Source organism: Aeromicrobium sp. 636, assembly GCF_024433585.1.
In the GTDB taxonomy this organism is placed as follows: Bacteria; Actinomycetota; Actinomycetes; order Propionibacteriales; family Nocardioidaceae; genus Aeromicrobium; species Aeromicrobium senzhongii.
In genome coordinates this window covers 43,503-64,866 of sequence record NZ_WNJU01000005.1, presented here as the reverse complement: position 1 = coordinate 64,866, position 21,364 = coordinate 43,503, and the positions used below count along the sequence as shown (strand labels likewise).

The 21,364-nt window shown below is 68.3% G+C and carries 20 protein-coding genes; 12 read left to right on the top strand and 8 right to left on the bottom strand.

Annotated features, from left to right (window positions below; translation table 11 throughout):
* The 5 genes from GL325_RS15110 to GL325_RS15090 are packed head-to-tail and all read left to right on the top strand — an operon-like array spanning position 1 to position 4,839.
* The gene (locus GL325_RS15110) at positions 1-1,161 is read left to right on the top strand and encodes an acyl-CoA dehydrogenase family protein (RefSeq protein WP_187770084.1); all 1,161 of its coding nucleotides are present in this window, start codon (positions 1-3) and stop codon (positions 1,159-1,161) included.
* Entirely contained in the window at positions 1,158-2,177 is a 1,020-nt protein-coding gene (locus GL325_RS15105) for an acyl-CoA dehydrogenase family protein (RefSeq protein WP_187770083.1), read from the top strand. Before GL325_RS15110 ends, GL325_RS15105 begins: the two co-directional genes overlap by 4 nt.
* Positions 2,174-2,956, top strand: a complete 783-nt coding sequence (locus tag GL325_RS15100; RefSeq protein ID WP_187770082.1) for an enoyl-CoA hydratase/isomerase family protein — start codon at positions 2,174-2,176, stop codon at positions 2,954-2,956. The genes GL325_RS15105 and GL325_RS15100 overlap by 4 nt, the downstream gene beginning before the upstream one ends.
* On the top strand, positions 2,953-3,849 hold the full coding sequence (locus tag GL325_RS15095) for an enoyl-CoA hydratase-related protein (protein ID WP_187770081.1): 897 nt from the start codon (positions 2,953-2,955) through the stop codon (positions 3,847-3,849). Before GL325_RS15100 ends, GL325_RS15095 begins: the two co-directional genes overlap by 4 nt.
* Before the next feature lie 18 nt (positions 3,850-3,867).
* On the top strand, positions 3,868-4,839 hold the full coding sequence (locus GL325_RS15090; protein ID WP_187770080.1) for a nitronate monooxygenase family protein: 972 nt from the start codon (positions 3,868-3,870) through the stop codon (positions 4,837-4,839).
* Positions 4,840-4,953: 114 nt separating this feature from the next.
* Here GL325_RS15090 and GL325_RS15085 read toward each other — a convergent pair whose 3' ends face one another.
* Together GL325_RS15085 and GL325_RS15080 are read right to left on the bottom strand one after the other, a co-directional pair.
* On the bottom strand, positions 4,954-5,304 hold the full coding sequence (locus GL325_RS15085) for a hypothetical protein (protein WP_187770079.1): 351 nt from the start codon (positions 5,302-5,304) through the stop codon (positions 4,954-4,956).
* Between the two features lie 189 nt (positions 5,305-5,493).
* Entirely contained in the window at positions 5,494-6,150 is a 657-nt protein-coding gene (locus tag GL325_RS15080) for a hypothetical protein (protein ID WP_187770078.1), read from the bottom strand.
* A gap of 114 nt (positions 6,151-6,264) precedes the next feature.
* Between GL325_RS15080 and GL325_RS15075 the strand changes: the two genes are divergently transcribed.
* Positions 6,265-6,621 carry a nuclear transport factor 2 family protein gene (locus GL325_RS15075; protein ID WP_187770077.1) on the top strand — a complete coding sequence of 119 codons (357 nt, stop codon included), beginning with the start codon at positions 6,265-6,267 and terminating at the stop codon, positions 6,619-6,621.
* 43 nt (positions 6,622-6,664) lie between these two features.
* Here the strand turns inward: GL325_RS15075 and GL325_RS15070 are convergent, their stop codons facing one another.
* Positions 6,665-8,860 (bottom strand): ABC transporter permease, encoded by a 2,196-nt coding sequence (locus GL325_RS15070; protein WP_187770076.1) that lies wholly within the window; start codon positions 8,858-8,860, stop codon positions 6,665-6,667.
* A gap of 147 nt (positions 8,861-9,007) precedes the next feature.
* Here GL325_RS15070 and GL325_RS15065 point away from each other — a divergent pair, with 147 nt between their 5' ends.
* Positions 9,008-9,637 (top strand): TetR/AcrR family transcriptional regulator, encoded by a 630-nt coding sequence (locus tag GL325_RS15065; RefSeq protein ID WP_187770075.1) that lies wholly within the window; start codon positions 9,008-9,010, stop codon positions 9,635-9,637.
* Between the two features lie 461 nt (positions 9,638-10,098).
* Here GL325_RS15065 and GL325_RS15060 read toward each other — a convergent pair whose 3' ends face one another.
* The 5 genes from GL325_RS15060 to GL325_RS15040 all read right to left on the bottom strand — a co-directional run bounded on the left by GL325_RS15060 (position 10,099) and on the right by GL325_RS15040 (position 15,965).
* Positions 10,099-12,462, bottom strand: coding sequence for a P-loop ATPase, Sll1717 family (locus tag GL325_RS15060; RefSeq protein ID WP_187770074.1), 2,364 nt, complete (start codon positions 12,460-12,462; stop codon positions 10,099-10,101).
* A gap of 373 nt (positions 12,463-12,835) precedes the next feature.
* Complete coding sequence (locus GL325_RS15055; RefSeq protein WP_187770073.1) at positions 12,836-13,492, bottom strand: hypothetical protein; 657 nt, start codon at positions 13,490-13,492, stop codon at positions 12,836-12,838.
* 119 nt (positions 13,493-13,611) lie between these two features.
* Positions 13,612-14,367 carry an SDR family NAD(P)-dependent oxidoreductase gene (locus GL325_RS15050; protein WP_187770072.1) on the bottom strand — a complete coding sequence of 252 codons (756 nt, stop codon included), beginning with the start codon at positions 14,365-14,367 and terminating at the stop codon, positions 13,612-13,614.
* Between the two features lie 48 nt (positions 14,368-14,415).
* Positions 14,416-15,585 (bottom strand): acetyl-CoA acetyltransferase, encoded by a 1,170-nt coding sequence (locus tag GL325_RS15045; protein ID WP_187770071.1) that lies wholly within the window; start codon positions 15,583-15,585, stop codon positions 14,416-14,418.
* Positions 15,582-15,965 (bottom strand): Zn-ribbon domain-containing OB-fold protein, encoded by a 384-nt coding sequence (locus tag GL325_RS15040; RefSeq protein WP_187770070.1) that lies wholly within the window; start codon positions 15,963-15,965, stop codon positions 15,582-15,584. Before GL325_RS15040 ends, GL325_RS15045 begins: the two co-directional genes overlap by 4 nt.
* A 98-nt stretch (positions 15,966-16,063) precedes the next feature.
* On the opposite strand from GL325_RS15040, the gene GL325_RS15035 reads away from it, so the two are divergent.
* The 5 genes from GL325_RS15035 to GL325_RS15015 are packed head-to-tail and all read left to right on the top strand — an operon-like array spanning position 16,064 to position 21,356.
* A complete protein-coding gene (locus tag GL325_RS15035; protein WP_187770069.1) occupies positions 16,064-17,275 on the top strand; it encodes a CaiB/BaiF CoA-transferase family protein in 1,212 nt (403 codons plus the stop codon).
* A complete protein-coding gene (locus GL325_RS15030; protein ID WP_187770068.1) occupies positions 17,272-18,402 on the top strand; it encodes an acyl-CoA dehydrogenase family protein in 1,131 nt (376 codons plus the stop codon). Before GL325_RS15035 ends, GL325_RS15030 begins: the two co-directional genes overlap by 4 nt.
* The gene (locus tag GL325_RS15025; RefSeq protein WP_187770067.1) at positions 18,399-19,466 is read left to right on the top strand and encodes an acyl-CoA dehydrogenase family protein; all 1,068 of its coding nucleotides are present in this window, start codon (positions 18,399-18,401) and stop codon (positions 19,464-19,466) included. The genes GL325_RS15030 and GL325_RS15025 overlap by 4 nt, the downstream gene beginning before the upstream one ends.
* Complete coding sequence (locus GL325_RS15020; RefSeq protein WP_187770066.1) at positions 19,463-20,227, top strand: enoyl-CoA hydratase/isomerase family protein; 765 nt, start codon at positions 19,463-19,465, stop codon at positions 20,225-20,227. Before GL325_RS15025 ends, GL325_RS15020 begins: the two co-directional genes overlap by 4 nt.
* 16 nt (positions 20,228-20,243) lie before the next feature.
* Entirely contained in the window at positions 20,244-21,356 is a 1,113-nt protein-coding gene (locus tag GL325_RS15015; protein WP_187770065.1) for an alcohol dehydrogenase catalytic domain-containing protein, read from the top strand.
* Positions 21,357-21,364 lie beyond the last annotated feature (8 nt).

Genomic DNA, 21,364 nt, shown 5'->3' with positions numbered 1-21,364 from the left:
ATGGACCTGAACTTCACCCCCGAACAGCAGGCGTTCCGCCGCGAACTGCAGGAGTGGTTCGCCGCGAACGGCCCGAAGGAGCGGCTCGACAGCCCCTACTCGGAGCCGGGCTTCAGCCAGCACCTGGAGTGGGAGCGCGCCCTGCACGAGGCGGGCTACGCCGCGCCGGGCTGGCCGAAGGAGGTCGGCGGCATGGGCGCCGACGCGTGGGACCAGCTGATCTACGACGAGGAGTACGCGCGGTTCCGGCTGCCCGAGCGCCTCAACAAGATGGGTCTCGTCCACGGCGGCCCGACCGTCCAGGCGCACGGCACCGAGGAGCAGAAGCAGCGCTTCCTGCCGGGCATCCTCACCTGTGAGGACATCTGGTGCCAAGGCTTCTCCGAGCCCGGCGCCGGCAGCGACCTGGCCGCCATCCGCACGACGGGCCGCATCAAGGGCGACACGATGGTCGTCGACGGCCAGAAGATCTGGACCTCGCAGGGCATCATCGCCACGACGATGTTCGCGCTGGTGCGCACCGACCTCGCGGCCAAGGGGCACAAGGGTCTGAGCTTCGTCATCATCGACCTGCGCTCGCCGGGCGTCGAGATCCGCCCGCTGGGACAGCTGCACGGCAACCCCGGATTCGCCGAGGTCTTCTTCCAGGGCGTCGAGGTGCCCATGGAGAACGTCATCGGCGAGGTCGGCGACGGTTGGCGCGTGGCCGGCACCTCGCTGCAGCTGGAGCGCGGCACGGGCCGTGGCACGCACACCCGACTGGAGCAGGCGCTGATCGACCTGGCGAAGGACACCGACGCGCACGGCAACGACGCCCAAGTGGAGCAGCTGGGCCAGCTGGCGGCGTGGACCTTCGCCTACGAGCAGGCCACGTACGCCTCGACGCATGAGATCGCCACGGGCCGCACCGGTCCGGACGTCTCGAGCATCCTCAAGCTGCGCTACACCGAGATCCACACCGCGGTGCACGAGCAGCACCTCGCGGTGCTGGGTGCGGACGCCGAGATCATGACCGACCACGGTCCCGACGGCGAGATGTTCGGCATGCGCCGCAACTACTGGCACGGGCGTGGAGCCGAGATCTACGCCGGATCGAACGAGATCCAACGCAACATCATCTCCGAGCGGATGCTCGGTCTGCCGAAGGAGCCGCGCGGATGAAGATCGCATTCGAAGCCGAGCAGAAGGACCTGGCGACGTCGTTCGACCAGGCCGTCGCGTCCGAGGTCGACGTCGACGCGCTGCGGGCGCTGTGGACCACCGAGACGGGCCGCTCCGAGAAGCTGCGGTCCACGATCGCGAACCTGGGCCTGACGACGATCCTCGTCCCCGAGGAGCACGAGGGCTACGGCGGATCGCTGGTCGACCTGGCGCTGGTGCTGGAGCGCGTGGGCTACCACGCGGTGCCGGACGCCCTGGTCGAGTCGCTGGTGACCGGGCCGGTGGCGTTGAAGGTCGCGGGCTCGCCCGAGCAGCAGGCGGCGTGGCTGCCGAAGCTGGCCGACGGCTCCGCCACGGCCACGGTCGCGCTGCGCGGCCTGAAGTCGGTGCCGGACGCGCACGTCGCCGACGTGCTGATCTACCGCGACGGTGCCGAGCTCAAGCTGGTCGAGACGGCGCGTTGCGAGCTGACGCCGTTGCGGTCGATGGACCCGTCGCGCCGCCAGTTCTCGATCGTCGTGCCCGAGGGCGCGGCCGAGGTGCTGCCCGGTGGCGGCGTCGACATCGTGCTGGCCCACGAGGCCGCGGCCTCGGCCAGCGTCCTGATCGGCCTGAGCCGCCGGATGCTCGACGAGACCGTCTCCTATGCGAAGGTGCGTGAGCAGTTCGGTCGCACCATCGGCTCGTTCCAGGCCGTGAAGCACCAGCTGGCCGACGCGGTCGCCGGTGTCGAGCTGGCCGCGTTCGCAGTGCACGCCGCCGCGGCCAAGGTCGCCGACGGCGCCCCCGACGCCATGACCGCTGCGCTGGCCGCACGGATCGTCGCGATCGAGGCAGAGTTCGAGGCCAACCGCGCGTCGCTGCAGCTGCACGGCGGCATCGGCTTCACGTGGGAGCACCACCTGCAGCTGTGGCTCAAGCGCGGCAAGGCGCTCGAGCAGGCACACGGCGGCACGTCCGAGCTGGCCGCCGCCCTGGGTCGCGCGACCATCGGGTCCTCCCAGGGCGCGGCATGAGCGACGAGGCTCCGGTCCTGCTGGACGTCGAGGGGCAGATCGCGACGATCACCCTGAACCGTCCGCACCGCAAGAACGCGCAGACGGCCGAGGGTTGGGCGTTGTTGTTCGACCACCTGCGCACGATCTCGTACGACGACTCGATCCGGGCCGTCGTGCTGACCGGCGCCGGCGGCGCGTTCTGCGCGGGCGCCGACGTCTCGGGCGTCCCCGGAGGTCACCCGCTGACGCGCGTGCGCAACATCAGCCGCACCCCCGAGGCCCTCTACAGCCTGAACAAGCCGGTCATCGCCAAGGTCGAGGGTGCCGCCGTCGGCGCGGGCTGGAACATGGCGCTGTGCTGCGACTTCGTGGTCGCGTCGTCGACGGCGAAGTTCTCGCAGATCTTCGCCAAGCGCGGCCTCAACATCGACTTCGGCGGGGCGTGGCTGCTGCCGCGGCTCGCCGGTCTGCAGCAGGCGAAGCGGCTGGCCTACCTGGCCGACTTCGTCTCGCCGCAGGAGGCCAAGGAGCTCGGTCTGGTGACGTGGGTGAAGGAGCCCGACGAGATCGACGGGTTCGTCGCAGACCTCGCCGGTCGCTTGGCTGCGATGCCGCCGATCGCGATCGCGCAGACGAAGGACCTGCTGCACAACGGCGTGGTCCAGTCGTTCCGCGACGTGCTCGACAACGAGGCCCGCGCACAGGCGATCAACTACGCCACCGAGGACGCCCCGGCGGCCTTCAAGGCGTTCGCCGACAAGACCGAGGTCGAGTTCACCGGGAAGTGGGCGCTGTGACGGTCCCCGAGTTCGAGCAGATCAGTCTGACGCTGGCCGACCGCGTGCTGGAGCTGCGGCTCGACCGACCCGACCGGATGAACGCGTTCACGCCGGTCATGCGCGCCGAGATCGTCGAGGCACTGGATTGGGCCGAGGCGAACGAGGACGTGCGCGTCGTCATCGTGACGGGGGAGGGGCGGGCGTTCTGCGCCGGCGCCGACCTCGGCAGCGCGGGCGACAAGCCGTTCTCCTACAGCGGCGACGGCATGCGCAATGAGACGTCCGATGCGGATCTCATCGCCGACCTGCCGCGTGACGGCGGCGGCGTGGTGACGCTGCGCCTGGCATCGTTCACGAAGCCGGTCATCGCCGCGATCAACGGCGCCGCGATCGGCGTGGGCATCACGATGACGCTGCCGATGGACATCCGCATCGCGTCGACGAAGGCGAAGTTCGGCTTCGTCTTCGCACGCCGTGGCATCGCACCCGAGGCGGTCTCCAGTTGGTTCCTGCCACGCGTCGTCGGGATCTCGCAGGCCGCCGAGTGGGCGCTGACGGGCCGCGTCTTCGACGCCGAGGAGGCGCTGCGCGGGCGCCTGGTGTCGCGCGTCGTCGAGCCCGAGGACGTGCTGCCGACGGCGCACTCGATCGCGCGCGAGATCGCGGACAACACCTCCGGTGTCGCCATCGCGGCGACGCGCCGGATGCTGTGGTCGCAGCTGACGCAGGACGACCTGTGGGAGACCCACAAGCTCGAGACCCAGACCATCGCCGCGCTCAAGAACGGCCCGGACGCCAAGGAGGGCGTCGCGTCCTTCCTCGAGAAGCGCGACGCCGTCTTCACCGGCCGGTTGGACACCGACCTGCCGGTCTCCGTGCCTGACTGGCCGGTCCGCCCGGCCGCCGACTGACCCTTCGAAGGAGCACCCATGCTGAAGACCCGTTTCACCGAGACGTTCGGTGTCACCCATCCGATCGTGCAGGGCGGGATGCAGTGGGTGGGCCGCGCCGAGCTGGCCGCGGCCGTGTCGGAGGCGGGCGCCCTGGGCATCATCACCGCGTTGACGCAGCCCACCCCCGAGGCGCTCGCCGGTGAGATCGCGAAGGCGCGCGAGCTGACGGACCAGCCGTTCGGCGTGAACCTGACGATCCTGCCGTCGATCAACCCGCCGCCGTACGACGAGTACCGCCAGGTGATCGCGGAGTCGGGCGTGAAGATCGTCGAGACCGCGGGCGCCAACCCCGAGCCGCACATGCCGTTCTTCAAGGACCACGGCATCAAGGTGCTGCACAAGTGCACCAGCGTGCGTCACGCGCTGCGCGCCGAGAAGGTCGGCGTCGACGGCGTCAGCATCGACGGCTTCGAGTGCGCCGGCCACCCGGGCGAGGACGACATCCCGGGCCTCGTCTTGATCCCCGCCGCCGCCGACAAGCTCTCGATCCCGATCATCGCCTCGGGCGGCATCGCCGACGAGCGCGGCCTGGTCGCCGCGCTGGCGCTCGGGGCCGACGGCGTGAACATGGGCACGCGCTTCATGAGCACGCAGGAGTCGTGGATCCATCAGAACGTGAAGCAGCGCATCGTCGAGGCCACCGAGCGCGAGACCTCGCTGATCTTCCGGCCGCTGCGCAACACCGCGCGCGTGGCCCGCAACGAGGTCAGCGTGAAGGTCGTCGAGATGCTCAACGAGGGCGCCCAGTTCGAGGACGTGCGCGAGCTCGTCGCCGGCGTCCGCGGCCGCGAGGTCTACGAGTCCGGCGACCTCGACGCGGGCGTCTGGTCCGTCGGCATGGTCCAGGGCCTCATCCAGGACGTCCCGACCGCGCGCGAGCTGGTCGAGCGCATGGTCGCAGGCGCCGAGGAGATCATCAACGGACGGCTGAAGGGATTCATCGCCTGATCGGCGAGGCGAAGGTCAGACCGCGGCCTGACCTTCGCGGTCCACCGTGCGGGCGACGCTCGCAATTCCCTCTGGTCAGGATGCCAAGCAACCTTCGTCAGAGAACGACTTGGGTCACGCGGTCGTCCCTGTCCGGTTCTGCTCCGTAGTCGGCTGGGCGACCGACTGGGGATCTGCCTCAGACCTGAAGACCTGCCGGATCAGGAATGTGGCCAACAGCGCGATGATCACCCCGGCGACGATCCCGGGCCAGGTGTCTAGGCCGGCGGCGTCCAACGCCACCAGAGTTGCGCCCGCGCTGACCGCGACCCACGTGACGGCGACACCAAAGTCGCGATTACTGAGGCCGGACTTGGCCCCCCACCTGAGTCCTCGCCACACGTCTATGAGCCGATCCCACCCTTGAAGAAGCGTTCCCAGCATCAAGAGGACACAGCCCCATGTGTAGATGTCGATGTCGTTCATGCCCGCGAGCCTGTCACACGGGCGGCGGGATCATTGGCACCCGACGCGTCCGCGAACAGTTTTGCCCCCATCGAGCATTCGGTCGTGCGAGACCGTTCTCGGGAGTTGGTTGTGGTTGGCGTTGTTTTTGTACGCATGGGCTCAAGGGACGCGGAACCCGGCTGCTTGGCCGGGCCCCGGTCGCCATACTCACTGCTGGGAATACTTCACCCACGGCGTGAAGGTGTTTTTGTACGGCAGGTGATCGATGCGAGCCGGTGCGTACTCGTGGTAGCCGAACTCGTCGATCTGACCGGACTGGATGGTCCGCACGTTCACCCGGACGTACTTCGGGTGGTACAGGCAGCCCTTCTTCGGCTTGACGTGAACGACGACCTTGCCGGCCTCGAGGTCGTACCGCTCGGTCACCGTCTTGCCGCACTTCCCGGCGAACGGGTAGGTCCGCCAGCTCGTGCGGTGCTTCGTCGACCCCTTGAGCGCGCGGAAGCCGCCGTCACCCGGGATGCCGACCTCCTCGGCGAACTCGGCACCGCGTGAGCGGTGGTTCGTGTCGAGCAGCAGGCGGAACTCGCCCACGGGGGTGGTCTCCGCGTCCCAGTCGACTGCCTTCATCTTCACGGTGATCCGCACGCCCTTGGCGTTGTTGACCACCTTGACCTTGTAGAGGTCGAAGGCGCTCGTCCCGCCGCCGAGCGGATCGGTCGTGGTGCGTTCCTGCGCCTGGGCGGGCAGTGCCCCGGCGAGTAGGCCTACCGCGATCGCAAGCGAGAGCAGAAGGCTGCGCATGTACGGACGGTTCGTCCCCGAGGTGCGGTGGACGTTCGTGGTCGCTCGGTAGCTGGGCATGGGATTCTCCATCTTCGTGAGCCGCTGGTGTCGCCGATGAAGAGACCGGGACGAGCGAATTCGTACCGCCGCCACGTATTGGAATGCGGCGGGCCTGCGGCGAGGATGTCGACCATGACGAAGAGCAAGCGCCTCGACGTGCTCGATCGCTACATGGAGGGGTTCCGCCGTAGCGACCACGAGATGGTGCTCGGCTGTCTGACTGATGACGTCGTGTGGCACGTGCACGGCGTGCGCACCACGACCGGGAAGGCGGAGTTCGACTCCGAGATCGAGAACCCGGATTTCGCGGGCAGCCCGGAGCTCACGGTCGACCGCACCATCGAGGCCGGCGACGTCATCGTGATCACCGGTGCTGGAGTGGGCCACCACCGCCAGGCTGGCCGCTTCGGCTTCGTCTACAGCGACCTGTTCACCTTCCGCGGCGACCTCGTCGCAGAGGTGGAGTCGTACGTCGTCCCCGTGAGCTGAGGAGAAGCTCGGGCGCCTCCGACGAGGCGCCCGAGCTGATCGCTCAGTTCCGGCGGCGCGACCCCGGGCGGCGCGGCTCCGCGGCGGCGACGACGAGGTCGTCCTCGGTGTCGACGGGTGCCTTCGCCTTGCCTCGCTCGGGCATGTGGCGCGGGCCCAGGGGCGCCGGCGGGCGCACTCCGTCGCGGTTGAGCCAGGGATCCACGACGAGGAAGTTCACCGCGAGGCCGACCAGGCCCCAGATCGCGATGACCATGACGTCGCCACCGATGCCGACGCCGTCCAGGTAGACCACCGAGCGGGCGATGTCGACGGCCGCGGGCAGGGGCAGGATGTCGGCGAGCGGACGGAAGAACTCCGGCACCATGTAGAGCGACAGGCCACCGCCGGACGCGGGCACGCCGGCCAGCATCACGACGATCATGACCGGGACCAGGCCGCCCAGTCCGAAGACCCTGATCACCGCCGCGCTCGCCCACGCGACGGCGAAGACCGTCAGGGCACCGAAGCCGATCAGCTCCAGGGGGTGGCCGTTCACGGCGCCGATCAGGACGTCGTAGAGGAACCAGAGCCATACCGAGATCCCCACGGACCAGCCCGCCACCAGCGGCAACAGCTGGCGCGTGCGGGTCAGGTCCGGGGCGCCGCCGCGCATCACGGCGAAGAACAGGAAGCCCGCCATGATCCAGCCCATGCCGACGTACAGGCTGTTGCTGCCGTTGACGTCGTCGTCGCTCAGCGGGGCGATGTCGTCGTGCGCCAGCTCGGATCCCGACCCGGCGGCGACGGCCTCGAACATCTGCGTGACGGCCGACTGCTGACTGGAGCCCGCGCCACCGGCCGTGACCAGCGTCGGGTCCTGCCCGGCCGCCGTCGGCAGCACGTAGGCCGCCACGATCTCCTGGCTGCGGACCAGGTCCTCGGCCTCGGCCGCGGAGTCCACGACCCGCAGGTCGACGAACTCACCGAGCTGCGGCTCGACGCCGTCGACGAAGGCGCCGGCCTGGGCGGCGGGGCCGACCACGGCGACGGGCATGTCGGCGACCTTGGCCTCGTGCATCGAGAAGCTCATCAAGGTCACGACCGTGATCATGATGGCGAGCGGGAACATCGCGACCGCCACCAAGCGCGTGCGGTAGGGCGCCACGGGGCCTCCCGGCAGGGCGGCCAGTGGCGCGTCCGGCTCGGTGTAGAGCGGGCCGCCCACGACGAGGTGGCCGGAGCGGCGCTCCTTCACGATGGCCAGGACGAGCGCGACGACCAGCCACGCGGCGAGCGTCAGCACGTGCCTGCCGAAGCCGTCGCCATCGAAGTAGATGACCGACCGGAGCGCCTCGCCGGCAGCAGGCAGCGGCAGGATCTCGTGCATCCACTGGAAGAACTCGGGCATGGTGTGGACCGACATCGCCAGGTTCGACGACGGAACGCCGAAGATCACCCACAGCAGCATGCCCAGCAGGACGGCGAACGGACCGAGCACCTTGGTGAACAGCAGTTGCGAGACGCCGACCGCGACCACCGCGAGCGTTCCGACGCCCAGGAACAGCGGGTAGTGCCCGTCGACCGCTCCGACGACGGGTCCCAGGATGAGCCAGATCAGCGAGCTGGTCAGGGCGCCCCAGCCAATGGCGATCGGAAGGAAGCGCCGCACGCGCAGCAGGTTCGGCAGGCCGGCGAGGAGCGTGCTCAGCGGCACGTATCCGGCCAACATCATGCCCATCGCCGCGAACAGCACCATGGTGCCGGTGCCGTCGGACTCCGGCAGGGGCACGACGTCGTTGGTCTCGACCTGCCACCCGTTGGCGACCGCTGCCGGCACGAGGAGCTTGTCGACGGTGGTGGCCTGCGAGGCACCGGAGGCCATGGCGTGGTGGACCTTCGCGACCGTGCCGGACGCCGGCACCTCGATCGCGCCGCCGATCTCCTGGTCCCGGATCAGCTCTTCAGCCGCTGCCGCGCTCTCGACGCGACGGACCTCGAGGGCACCGCCGGAGTCGGCCTCGAGGCCGGTGGCGAGCTGCCGGGCGGCCTCACCCTGGCCGACGACGGCGACCGGCAGGTCGCGCGGGTGCGGGTTGTGCATCGTCCCCATGTACGTCGCGTACATCATCGTGACGATCAGGAACGGCATGACGAACAGCGCGATGAGGCGGCCCTTGCGCTCGGCCGGCGTCTCCGGCGGGGGCGGCGGGTACTTCTCCTGGGCGCGCGGCTCGGCCGTTGCTGGGTCTGCTGACACGGGTGACTCCTCGAGGCGCGCACAGGCGCGAAGGGTGAAAAGGGGGATGGCCGGTGGAACCGCCACGTTCCAGCGTAAGGCACTTGGCTTAATTCGGCGGGGTCTCGCTAGGGTTGTCCTCGTCACCTCGGCTCGCGGAAGGAACTCATGGCGCGCCCCAACGCCCGGAACCTCCTGCTCGACGCCGCCGAGCGCCTGTTCGCCGAGCACGGCATTTCGACGGTCTCGGACCGTCAGATCGCCGACGCCGCCGGCAACACCAACCACTCGGCGGTGAGCTACTACTTCGGTGGTCGTCGCGGCCTGATCGAGGCCCTCCTCGAACGGCACCAGTCCGGTCTCGAGCCTCGTCGTCGCGCGATGTTCGAGGAGTCGGACTCGTTACTGGGCGACATCCGGTCAGCGGTGATCCCGCTGACGTCGGCCTTGGCGGAGCTGCCGACGCCTTCGTGGCGCGCGCGCTTCCTCGACCAGGCGCTCCACGACCCGCCGACGGCCGAGCTGCTGCGGTCCGGGCCGTTGGGCAACCCGATGGCCGGTGCCGTCGCGGGCTCCGTCGTCCAGCGGCTGGCCCACCTCGACGCGAACGTGGTCCGGGCGCGGGCCCAACTGACGGCACAGATCATCAGCACCACGTGTGCGCAGATCGAGGAGCTCGCCGAGCGGTCCGGTGAACCGGCGCGCTGGGCCGAGGCGGGCATCTTCCTGTGTGACGCGCTCGCCGGACTGCTGCAGGCACCCATCACCTCGGACATGGCACCGGGCACTCCCCGCTAGACACGACACGGCGATTCATGCGTGAGCGCAACCCCAGCCAAGGCAACCCCAACAATGGTCCTCTGTCGTCCCAAGGCGACGTATGCGCTTTCGGAGTATCCTGACCCGCGCTGCCGGCGCAGACCTTGTCAACGTGGTACCCACGGTGTCGCCGGTCTGATCGGCCGCCCGTTACCCATGCCGTTCACCGAACCGTCCTGGAAGGTCTGTCCGGGTGCCTAGCGAACTTGGCGTGGGGCGCGGCCAATGCGCTCGTCGGCGCTGCCCTGCTCTGGGGTCAGGATGGATCCACAGAACGTGAAGCAGCGCATCGTCGCGGCCACGGAGCGCGTGGACCTCGCTGACTCGCGTCGTCCCGCCTGCGATTCCGATCCCGATTTCGTTTGCGTAATCTGTGCCGCGCGCTGGGGGATTTATGGGACTGCTCGTAAAGGCGGAGTCGAGGCGCGCGACGAACCACCTCAGGTTCGTTCCTCAACCAGGAGGTGGCGCCGATATGCAGGGTGCACTTCGTACAAGCGTGGTCCGCCTGCAGTCTTCTGGAACTTCGTAGCCAAGATATGCGCCTTCTGCATTTCGCCTGGCGTCCCGCCGTAATCAAAAGATCCAGGCGCTACCTGAAGACCCAAGAATCCATGCTGACGGAGGATGCGGATGTACTCTGCATGAGCCTCACGAGGAAGCCCGCCCTCCTCCATGACGTCGCGAAGTTCCCCCTCGGAAAGCCGCGAGTTCTCGCCCACGAAGGACATGAGAAGTTCTTCCATGTCGATGCCCACGGCGACGCCCTCCACCAAGAGAGCTTCATACGCGAATTGGCTGTAGGCGGTCTCCGCTTTATCAACGTCCGTTACGCCAATCAGGTGATTTCGTGCATTTGTAGCGGCCAGCACAGCGGCGTTAGCGAAAAAGATCAGGTCGCGGGGCCTCGGCTGGACACGCGACAAGATGTAGCGACGCGAATCCACGCCACGAATCTCTGGTGCAAAGTACTCGGTCCACAAGTCCAAAGCGGCGGACTTCCCGTTGCGGGACGCGATGAATCGGTCCTCAAGGACGCGGGACAATAGATCCGCGTCGCGCCATTCGATTTCCGAGGCGTTGATCTTGTCCGGCTCACGTGCCTGTGTGCGCACGTATGCGTAGATGTCGCTCCGCAAGAAGGCCGTGAGTGTAAAGCGAAGTTTCTTGTCGTCCTTTCCGGATTCTCGGGAGAACTCCTCAGATACGCGCCCAACCGCAGTCAGCAGGCCGAAAATGACCGACGACATAGTCTCTAGGTCAGCGCCACGCTCCCAAGCCTTGTCGAGATTGTCGATCAAAACGGCCACACGTCGTTTGTCTGCGAGAGCGGAAGCAAGGAGGCTTCGAAGCCTGCTTATGTGGCCACCGTAGAGCGCGCGCCCAATAGCCTGCCGAGTCTCGTCGATCCCCGATTGTTCGACTAGTTGGTCGAAGTGAACGTCTAGGTTTCTCAAGAGGTCTTCGAGGCGCTTCGAGAAGGACGCGTTGTGGCCCTGATGAACCTCTTCGAGTGCCTTCCTCACGTCGTCGATCGGCGATCCGGCGAGTACTCCGGCCGGAGTGGATTCTACGTGGCGAATAAGCGCTCCGGCGACCTCTGTGTAGAGAAGGTATTTCCAAATGCCTTCGATCAGGTAACTCCCGATGTGGGACACGCGGATCTTTCCCAGCAAGTCGCACAATGCTTCGAGTTCGTAGGATGCTGGTTTGATTACGCACACCAGATTCCGCGCGTCTTCCTGGAGCTCCGAGGCGGCGCGGAGCATGCTGGCGGTTTTCCCAGTGCCTTTCCGGCCGGTGAAGATCGTCGCGGTACCCTCCATGACATCGAGGAAGTCGCGCGTTTCGACAAAGTAAGTCTCCAAGCCGCTGGCGTCAGCCTCGGCCACGTGGTTTCCGAATCGCAGCGCTGCTAGTTCGGCAGGAAGATGCTTCCTCACGCGTTTGGAGACGTTTCGTTCGAACTTCAGGCCCGTGAGCCACGTTTCGGCACGGTCTACCAAGTTCCGGGAATTGGTGAACGCAATCCGCAGATCTCGATAGTCCATAGCGACTGCGACTTTGCTGTGCATCACGAGACGAATTTGATGCGACATTCCTAGTGCAATACCTGACAAGAGGGCGCAACGGCGGTTCGAGGTTTCCGAAAGGTACGCCTCAGGCGGTGTGAGGTGAAAGAGCGCGAACGGACTATTGTAAATCTGCTGCGTGAGCCAGGCAAGTGGGGAGGTTCCGTGTTCGTCCAACTCCAACCGGAAAACTTGCAGACTCTCGTGCCGTTCGACGAGCCTTGAAAGCTCACGCGACGACTCGTCCTCTCTCATGCTGGGTACGTAAAGCAGTTGATCTGCTACTACAGGGTTGTCCACTTCGCCGAGGAGTGAATCAAGCAGTGGTGGGGGTGGGCTCGCAATGAGTTCCGTCATGGAAGACACCAGCTGGTCTGAGTTGATGTACCCGGTGAATCCAGTAGTGGTCAGTAGTGCGAACTCGCGAAAGATCCTGTCGGCGGTCTGGTTATCCGCTTCGCGGGTGATGACGACGCGCTTACCCGACCCAATCGCGACTCCGAGCTCGAACAACACGTTGTTGTTCAGGCTCGTGACATCGAAGACCCCGATCGTACATTTCGCAATCGCGTCGAGGATGTCGTTAATGATCAGCTTGCCGTCAACTCTGAGGTCTTCCCAGGTGACGGACTGGGCCACACTCGCGAAGTCGGCAACTCGAGTGGACACGCGCTGGAGGCATTCACGTGCATTGCTGTCAGACTCGGCGTAGCCAAAGAAGAGGTGCTCCACTGAGGCAATCTAACTGACGTTTACGCGTTGCGAAGCGATTCGTGGGGAGGTGCAGCCCTGGAACGTCGTGGTGGGCGTCTCCGGCTGAGCGAACCGGGCCACGGTGGCCGTACGGAGGAATTGCCGCACCGGCTGGCGTGGAACGTATCGTCGAGCCGGGTTCTGTATTTGGGACGCGTCCGACGTCGACGGAGGGCGTCTAACTGGTCATCTTGCTGCCGTGGGTCCGGGGAAAGACATGGAAGCCGGCGGTCTCTCGGGCTCGGCCCAGCCGCCTAGAGGGATCGACTCGAGGCACTTGTCCCTGAACCGCTCAGTGGTGCGGATCGTCTCGGTTGCCTGCGTCGCCGCCAAGACGCCATTCAAACCTCATCTAGTCGCGTGCGACGGGAAGACCTTCGCCCTCGGTGAGCCGGCCCCTGTGGTGAGTCCAACGGCGCTCGTCGACGTCTGTAAACGAGACCCAAGGAGAAACTGTTTGATCGGAGTCCCCGAGGAGAGGCGGCTTACCTTCCCAACTGAGTTCAAGCATCTTCGATTCCTGCGGAAGAAGGAGGTCCACCTGCTGAACATCGGGGGTATCCTCCGCGGGCAAGACGCCTTGACGGGCAAGGCCCACGCGAAGGTCGTAGACCGGTGACCGACCTTCGTTCTTGACCTCCACCTTGTACATGATCCAGGCGTACTCCCTGTCGCCCGTGCGAGCGGTGCCACTGGAACCGGTGGGCCCTATGTTCCAAGCGACGAGATTGCGAAGTTCTCGGTTCTCGATCGAACGGTCTCTCTCATATTCCAGCTTCAGCATGCCGGAGGATGCCGTCCACGCCGCAGCGGCGAAAACCACTGCGCCCAACCCGCCCGCGACACCTGCCCATTGCCCGATCGCTGTGACCCACTCCGGTGTCCAATGTTTCGCGGGCAAGATGGTCCACTGCTCGAAGTCGTGGGCCGCAAACCCGCAGATCCACCCGATGCCAAATGTGCAGGCTATGGCGGCGAGCCATGCGGTTCGTTTCAGCATCGTCTTCATGTCAGACGGAGTCTATGGTCAGGTAGCCCGTTCTATGCTCGGGCTCGACTGAATTTGATCGGCATGAACGACGAAGCCCCCGCGCCAATCGGTGCGGGGGCTTCGGCGAGGGGCAGGGTTCAGCGGACGGGGACGCGGCCGCCGTCGACCGAGAACGTCTGCCCGGTCATGTAGTTGCAGTCCGGCGAGGCGAGGAAGACGTAGACGCCGGCGATCTCCTCGGGCTCGGCCCAGCGGCCCAGGGGGATGGACTCGAGGTACTTGTCCTTGAAGCGCTCGTCGGTGCGGATCGTCTCGGTCATCGGCGTGGCCGCGGCGGGGGCGACGGCGTTGACGATGATGTTCGCCGGGGCGAGCTCCTTGGAGGCCGAGCGCATCATGCCGAGCAGGGCGGCCTTGGCGGTGGCGTAGTTGATCTGGCCGATCGTGCCGTTGATGCCGGCGGCAGAGCTGGTCAAGATGATGTGGCCCTGCTTCAGCTCGCGCATGCCGGGCGTGACGGCCTGCAGCCAGTAGAACGAGCCGTTGACGTGCGTGGCCTGGACGATGTCCCACTGCTCGTCGGTCATCTTCCACAGCATCGCGGGGCGGGTGACGCCGGCGTTGCTCACCAGGATCGTGATGGTGCCCAGCTTCTCGACGATCTCGGCGGCGGCGGCGTTGACCGACTCGCGGCTGGAGACGTCGTTGGCCACGCCGATCGCGGTGCCGCCGTTGGCGTTGATCGCGTCGGCGACCTCCTGAGCGCGGGCGCCGTCGATGTCCGTGACGGCGACCTTCGCGCCCTCGGCCGCGTAGCGCTCGGCGATCGCGCGGCCGATGCCCTGGCCTGCGCCGGTGATGACCGCGACGCGGTCCTGCAGAACTCCAGTCATGAAAGTGCTCCTACGTCTTGTGAAAAGTGCTGAGTGATCGGGAAGAGGTCAGAGGGTGGTGGCGTCACCGAGCAGCGCGGTCACCTGGCTCGACAGCACGCCGCCGTTGGCGTGGACGAGCCCGACGTGGGCATCGGAGACCTGACGGTCGCCGGCCTCGCCGCGCAGCTGCCGGACCGCCTCGATGATGAGGAAGATCCCGTACATGCCCGGGTGCGTGTACGACAGGCCGCCGCCATTGGTGTTCACCGGCAGCCGTCCGCCCGGGGCGATCCCGCCGTCCGACACGAAGTCGCCTCCCTCGCCCTTGGCGCAGAAGCCCAGATCCTCGAGGAACAGCAGCGTGTTGATCGTGAACGCGTCGTAGACCTCGACCACGTCGACGTCGGACGGCGCCAGTCCGGCCAGCTCGAACGCGCGGGCGCCCGACTCCTTGGCCGCCGTCGTCGTCAGGTCGGGCGTCGTCGAGATGTTCATGTGGCGCGACGCCTCGGCCACCGACAGCACCGGAACCAGCGGCTTGCCCAGGTCGCGGGCCCGCTCCGTCGAGGTCACGATGACCGCGCCGGCGCCGTCGGTGACCAGGCAGCAGTCACGCACCGACAGGGGAGTGGACACCATGCGCGCGCCCAGCACCTCGTCGATCGTCAGCTCGTCGCGCATGAACGCGGCAGGGTTCAGCTGGGCCCACTTGCGCGCGGCCACCGCGATCTCGGCCAGGTGCTCGCGAGTCGTGCCGTACTCGTGCATGTGGCGAGCCGCGGCCAGTGCGTAGCCCGAGACCGGCATCCGCGGCTGGAACGGCGCCTCGTACGACGGCACCAGGTTGGCGCCCGAGGTGGCCAGACCGCCGGAGTGCGAGCGCTGGTTGCTGCCGTACGCGATCAGCGCGACCTCTGCCATGCCCGAGGTGATGGCAGCGGTCGCGTGACGCAGGTGGGCGACGAACGAGCTGCCCCCGGTGGCGGTGGTGTCGACGTACCGCGGCGTCAGGCCGAGGTACTCGCTCAAGGTCGTCGCGGGGAACGTGAAGAACGCCGAGTGGCAGAAGACCGCGTCGACGTCCGAGGGCTTGAGGCCGGCATCGGCCAGTGCGGCCAGCGAGGCCTCCCCGGCGATCTGCAGCGCCGAGACGCCCGGGCCGACCTCGCCCAGTCCGGCCTCGCCGACGCCGACGATCGAGGTGCTGCCGCGCAGGCTCTTCTCGGTGGTGCTCATCGGGTGGCCTCCAGTCGGACGAAGGGCAGCGGCTCGCCATCGGCGGCGGCCGGGCGGATGTCGGTCACGACGCGGTCGCCGATCTTGGCGTTCAGCGCGTCCTCGCCGTCGAGGCGTGACATCATCCGGAATCCCTCATCGATGTCGACGACGACCACCGTGTACGGGTCCACGCCGCGCGGCGAGATCGTCGTCGCGGAGTAGATCGTGCCGTGACCCTCGCTCTCGCCCCATGTCAGCTCGGTCGAGCCGCAGGTGGGGCAGACGGGGCGGGGAGGGAACACCGCATGGGCCTGCGAACACGTCTGGAACGACAGCGCTCCCGTCTCGAGCCGCGACCGGAAAGTCGCGTCCAGGGATCGTGATTCCTCGATGGTCATCGGGCCTCCCGCCTTGATCTCTCGGACGATCCGAGGGTAGCATTCATAATAGTATACATTCATGCATGTTCTTGAGCACCCCACGAAAGGTGACCACGATGGCCGCTGAGGACACCACTCCCTCAGGACCTCTCTCAGGCATCCGCGTCCTGGATCTGACCCGTGTCGTCATGGGCCCCTTGGCCACCCAGGTGCTGGCCGACCAGGGCGCCGACGTGATCCTCGTCGAGGCACCCGGCGGCGACACCAACCGCGTCATGGGCCCCGGCCCGCACGCGGAGCTGTCCGGGATCGCGTTGAACCTCCTGCGCAACAAGCGCTCGATCGACATCGACCTCAAGTCCGATGAAGGCCGCCGCGTCATCGCCGAGCTCGTGCCGCAGTGCGACGTCGTCGTCGCCACGATGCGCCCGCAGGTGCTGACCCGCCTCGGCCTGGACTACGAGTCCCTGCGCCAGCTGCGTCCCGACCTCGTCTACTGCCAGGCCCAGGGCTTCCCGCTGGCCAGCGACCGCTCCGAGGAGCCCGCGTACGACGACATCATCCAGGCCGCCAGCGGCGTCGCCGACATGGTCGAGCGCGTCACCGGCCAGCCCTCGCTGCTGCCGACGATCTTCGCCGACAAGGTCTGCGGTCTCGTGATGGCCCAGGCCATCGTCGCCGCCCTGTTCCACCGTGAGCGCACCGGCGAGGGCCAGCACGTCGAGGTCCCCATGCAACAGGCCACCGCCGCGTTCATGCTCGCCGAGCACGGCAGCGGCGCGATGGCCGAGCCGCCCGTCAGCGAGCCCGGCAAGCCCGCCTCGGGCTACCCGCGCGTGCTCTCTCCCGAGCGCCGCCCCCACCCGACGAAGGACGGGATGGTCCACCTCTTCCCGTACCTGCCGCGGCACTACGCCCAGTTGTTCTCCGAGGCGGGGATCGAGGGCGCCGAGTCCGACCCGCGCTACGTCGACCAGCGCGCCACGCTGAGCCACTCCGACTCGCTCTACCGCGACGTCCGCAAGGTCGCGCCGCAGCGCACGACCGAGGAATGGCTGCGGTTCTGCCGCGATGTCGGCATCCCGGCCACGCGCGTCGCGAGCCTGCAGGACCTCGTCGACGACCTCGAGGTCGCCCAGCACCCCTCCGCGGGTGGCTGGCGCGTCATCCCGCAGATGGCGAACTTCTCCCAGACTCCGGGCGGCGTACGTCGTCCGGCGCCGCTCATCGGCGAGCACACCGATGAGGTGCTCCGCGAGCTCGCTCCCTCCCACGCCGGCCGGCCGTCCGGTGCGGAGGCGTCCGATACGGTCAAGGGGCTGGCATGAGACTCACCGCGACCGAGTTGACACCCGCTGAGCGCGAGCTCAAGCAGGAGGTCAGTGACTGGCTGGACCAGCGCCTGCCCGAGGGGTCCTACCCGCTCGGGCTGGGCATGAACGGGGCCGTCGATCCTGAGTTCTCGCGCGATCTCGGCGCGCAGGGCTGGATCGGCATGTCCCTGCCGCGCGAGTACGGCGGCCACGGCCGCACCGCGGTCGACCGCCTCGTCGTCGTCGAGGAGCTGCTGGCTCGCGGCGCCCCCGTCGGCTACCACTGGATCGCCGACCGCCAGTTCGGTCCGGGAATCGCCGCCAACGGCACGGAGTGGCAGAAGCAGACGTTCCTGCCCGGCATCGCCTCGGGCGAGTACTCGTTCTCGATCGGCATGAGCGAGCCCGACTCCGGCTCCGACCTCGCCTCGGTGCGCACCCGCGCCGAACAGGTCGACGGCGGCTGGCGCATCAACGGCACCAAGATCTGGACCACCGGCGCCTACACGGCCACCCACATCGTGGCGCTGCTGCGCACGTCCGAGGACCGTCACCGCGGCCTCACGCAGTTCATCATCGACCGGCACACGCCCGGCCTGACCGTCTCGCCGATCGAGTTCATCGACGGCACGAAGGACTTCTGCGAGCTCTCGTTCGTCGACGTCTTCGTCCCCGACGACCGCCGCCTCGGCGAGGTCGGTGCCGGCTGGTCGCAGAACACCGGCGAGCTCGCCCTCGAGCGCGGTGGCGTCGACCGCTGGATGACCGTCATGGCACTGCTGAACCGCTGGGTCCGCCAGGAGGCGCAGCTGGCCGAGGGTCAGTACGCGGCCGAGCTGGGCGCGCTGACCGCTCGCGCCTGGGCGTTCCGGGGCATGTCGCTGGCCGTCGCCCGCATGGTCGACGCTGGCCAGTACCCCGTCACCGAGGCCGCGCTCATCAAGGAGATGGCGACCCGGTTCGAGCAGGACTGCACCGACCTGATGGTCCGTCGCTGGGGCCGCACGCCCCGTCCCGACTCGGCCGACCCGTACGAGCGCCTGCTCGCGACGGCCGTCCAGGTCGCCCCGTCGTGGACCATCCGCGGCGGCACGAACGAGATCCTCCGCTCGGTCATCTCGAAGGGATTGAGGAACGCATGAGCGCCATCAGCCACGAAGTGGATCCCGACCTGCGGGACATGCTGGAGGACTTCTTCGCCACCGAGGTGACCCCCGAGGTCATCGACGCGGCCGAGCGCTCCGGCACGTACGCCGCCGACGTCTGGAAGAAGGCCGAGTCCCTCGACCTGCCGTCCATCGGCATCGACGAGGAGCGCGGGGGAGCCGGCGGCTCGCTGGCCGACCTGGTCGCCCTCGTCGGCGAGGCCTCCCGCCGCGCCACGCCCGCGCCGTTCGTCGAGCACCACCTCGCCGCGTGGTTGCTCGCGCACTCGGACCTGGGTCAGATCGAGGGTCCGCTGACCGTCGCCGGCCTGTCCGGTGACCCGGTCGTCGTGGACGCCGGGCACCTGACCGCGACCCTGCCCGACGTGACGTGGGCCAGCGATGCGACCGCGATCGTCCTGCTGGCGCGCGACCTCTCCGGTGCCGACGTCGTCGCCGTCCTGCGGCCGCAGGACGCGATCCTCGAGTCGTACACCGACATCGACGGCACCCCGGTCGCCTCGGTCGTCGCGACCGACGCTGCGGTCCAGGTGGCCCCGCTCGAACTCTCGCGCGAGGCCGTCCTGCGGCGTGCCGCGCTGCTGCGCAGCGCCGTGCTGGCCGGGCTGACCCGCGCCATGTTCGAGCTGACGAAGACCTACGTGGCCGAGCGCCACCAGTTCGGCAAGCCGGTGGGCTCGTTCCAGTCCGTGCAGCTGCACACCGTCACGCTGGCCCAGAACTCGGCGATGTCGCAGGTCTGCGTCGACCGCGCGACCGGCGCCCTGGCCATCGGCGGCGGCGAGTTCGAGGTGCTGGCCACCACGGCCGTCACCGCGCAGAACGCCGTGCAGTCCGCCCGCTCCGCGCACCAGGCGCACGGTGCCATCGGCATGACGCGCGAGTACCCCTTGCAGTTCCTGACGCGTCGCGTGCAGTCCTGGCGCCAGCGCTGGCAGTCCCAGGCCGAGGTCGAGGACGCCGTCGCGTCGTGGGCCCTGGCCGCCCCCGCTCTCTCCGGGCTGATCGCCCGCCACCGTGAAGAAGGAGTCGTCGCATGAGCGATGCCGTGAACGTCACCCGCCAGGGCCACATCGCGATCCTGGAGGTGAACCGGCCGCCGACGAACTACTTCGACGTCGAGGTCCTGACCTTCCTCGCCGACACCGGCAACCAGCTGGCCGCCGAGGGCGTGCGCGCCATCGTGCTGTGCTCGGCGGGCAAGCACTTCTGCGCCGGCGCGAACTTCGCCGAGGGCGACATGGCCGAGGCGCGCGTCGAGTCGTCGCGTCGGATCTACGCCGCCGCCGCACGCATGTTCCAGATCCCGGTCCCGGTGATCGCCGCCGTGCAGGGCTCCGCCGTCGGTGGTGGCCTGGGCCTCGCGTGCGCCGCCGACTTCCGGGTCGCGGCCGAGTCGAGCCGGTTCCACGCGAACTTCTCGTCGCTGGGCTTCCACCAGGGCTTCGGGCTGAGCGTGTCGCTGCCGCGCATCGTCGGTGAGCAGCAGGCCTCGCGTCTGCTCATCACCTCGGCCCGGCTGACCGGCGCGCAGGCCAAGGAGATCGGCCTGGTCGACGAGCTCGTCCCCGCCGATCGCATCCGCGAGGCGGCGATCGAGTGGGCCGAGACGATCGCGAACCGGGCCCCGCTCGCGGTAGCGTCCATCCGCAAGACACTGCGCGGCACGCTCGCCGACGATGTCGCGAAGGTGCTGGAGCACGAGATCAGCGAGCAGACCTGGCTGTGGCAGACCGAGGACTGTGCCGAGGGCATCGCGGCCAATCTCGAGCGCCGCGACGCCGTGTTCACCGCCCGCTGACCGACGAGGAGTGTCAATGAAGATCCGTGGAGCCGTCCTGGACCGCATCGGGGACGCCGCCCCCTTCGACCACTCGCGCCCGCTGCGCGTGACCGAGCTCGAACTGGGAGAGCCCGGTCCGACCGAGGTCCTCGTGCGGGTCGAGGCCGCGGGGGTGTGCCACTCGGATCTGTCCGTCGTCGACGGCAAGCGGCCCCGCCCGGTGCCGATGCTGCTCGGTCACGAGGCGGCCGGCCGGGTCGAGCAGGTGGGCGCCGAGGTCACCGATCTCGAGGTGGGTCAGCGCGTCATCATGACGTTCCTGCCGCGCTGCGGCGACTGCTCGGGCTGCGACACGAACGGCCTCGCGCCGTGCGCACCGGGCTCCGTCGCGAACGGCGGCGGCGAGCTGCTGGCCGGCGGCACCCGCCTGAGCGCCGACGGCACGCCGGTTGCCCACCACCTGGGCGTCTCGGGGTTCGCCACGCACGCGGTCGTCGACCACCGCTCGCTCGTCCCTGTCGCCGACGACGTGCCGCCGCAGGTCGCGGCCGTCCTGGGCTGCGCCGTCCTCACCGGCGGCGGCGCCGTCATCAACGTCGCCAAGCCCCGGCCGGGCCAGACCGTGGCCGTCGTGGGACTCGGCGGCGTCGGCCTGGCCGCGGCGCTGACCGCGCTGGCTTTCGACGACGTCCGCGTCGTCGGCATCGACCCGTTGGACCACAAGCGCGAGGCGGCACTGGCGGCCGGTGTGCACGAGGTGATGACCCCCGACGAGGCGCGCGACTCCGGCTTCACGGCCGACGCCGTCATCGAGGCGGTCGGCAGCGGCCGAGTCTTCGCCGCCGCGATCGCCTTGACCGCACCGGGCGGCTCGACGATCACGGTCGGTCTCCCGGGCCCGGACGACCTCGTCGAGATCTCGCCGTTGGCGCTCGTCGCGGAGGGCCGCACGATCGTCGGCAGCTACCTCGGCTCGGCCGTCCCGAAGCGCGACATCCCGGTGTTCGTCGACCTGTGGCGCGCCGGGAAGCTGCCGCTGGAGCACCTGGTCAGCTCGACCATCGCACTCGACGACATCAACCGCGCGATGGACGACCTGGCCGACGGGTCCGAGCTGCGTCAGATCATCGACTTCTCCCAGGAGTGACCGACCCC

Excerpts from the sequence above, each read along its gene's own strand:
- GL325_RS15045 (WP_187770071.1), bottom strand. The coding sequence starts at position 15,585 with ATGAGCACCACCGAGAAGAGCCTGCGCGGCAGCACCTCGATCGTCGGC.
- GL325_RS15015 (WP_187770065.1), top strand. The coding sequence starts at position 20,244 with ATGAAGATCCGTGGAGCCGTCCTGGACCGCATCGGGGACGCCGCCCCC.
- GL325_RS15080 (WP_187770078.1), bottom strand. The coding sequence starts at position 6,150 with ATGCCCAGCTACCGAGCGACCACGAACGTCCACCGCACCTCGGGGACG.
- GL325_RS15020 (WP_187770066.1), top strand. The coding sequence starts at position 19,463 with ATGAGCGATGCCGTGAACGTCACCCGCCAGGGCCACATCGCGATCCTG.
- GL325_RS15100 (WP_187770082.1), top strand. The coding sequence starts at position 2,174 with ATGAGCGACGAGGCTCCGGTCCTGCTGGACGTCGAGGGGCAGATCGCG.
- GL325_RS15110 (WP_187770084.1), top strand. The coding sequence starts at position 1 with ATGGACCTGAACTTCACCCCCGAACAGCAGGCGTTCCGCCGCGAACTG.
- GL325_RS15050 (WP_187770072.1), bottom strand. The coding sequence starts at position 14,367 with ATGACTGGAGTTCTGCAGGACCGCGTCGCGGTCATCACCGGCGCAGGC.
- GL325_RS15075 (WP_187770077.1), top strand. The coding sequence starts at position 6,265 with ATGACGAAGAGCAAGCGCCTCGACGTGCTCGATCGCTACATGGAGGGG.
- GL325_RS15085 (WP_187770079.1), bottom strand. The coding sequence starts at position 5,304 with ATGAACGACATCGACATCTACACATGGGGCTGTGTCCTCTTGATGCTG.
- GL325_RS15105 (WP_187770083.1), top strand. The coding sequence starts at position 1,158 with ATGAAGATCGCATTCGAAGCCGAGCAGAAGGACCTGGCGACGTCGTTC.
- GL325_RS15025 (WP_187770067.1), top strand. The coding sequence starts at position 18,399 with ATGAGCGCCATCAGCCACGAAGTGGATCCCGACCTGCGGGACATGCTG.
- GL325_RS15090 (WP_187770080.1), top strand. The coding sequence starts at position 3,868 with ATGCTGAAGACCCGTTTCACCGAGACGTTCGGTGTCACCCATCCGATC.
- GL325_RS15040 (WP_187770070.1), bottom strand. The coding sequence starts at position 15,965 with ATGACCATCGAGGAATCACGATCCCTGGACGCGACTTTCCGGTCGCGG.
- GL325_RS15065 (WP_187770075.1), top strand. The coding sequence starts at position 9,008 with ATGGCGCGCCCCAACGCCCGGAACCTCCTGCTCGACGCCGCCGAGCGC.
- GL325_RS15030 (WP_187770068.1), top strand. The coding sequence starts at position 17,272 with ATGAGACTCACCGCGACCGAGTTGACACCCGCTGAGCGCGAGCTCAAG.
- GL325_RS15035 (WP_187770069.1), top strand. The coding sequence starts at position 16,064 with ATGGCCGCTGAGGACACCACTCCCTCAGGACCTCTCTCAGGCATCCGC.
- GL325_RS15055 (WP_187770073.1), bottom strand. The coding sequence starts at position 13,492 with ATGAAGACGATGCTGAAACGAACCGCATGGCTCGCCGCCATAGCCTGC.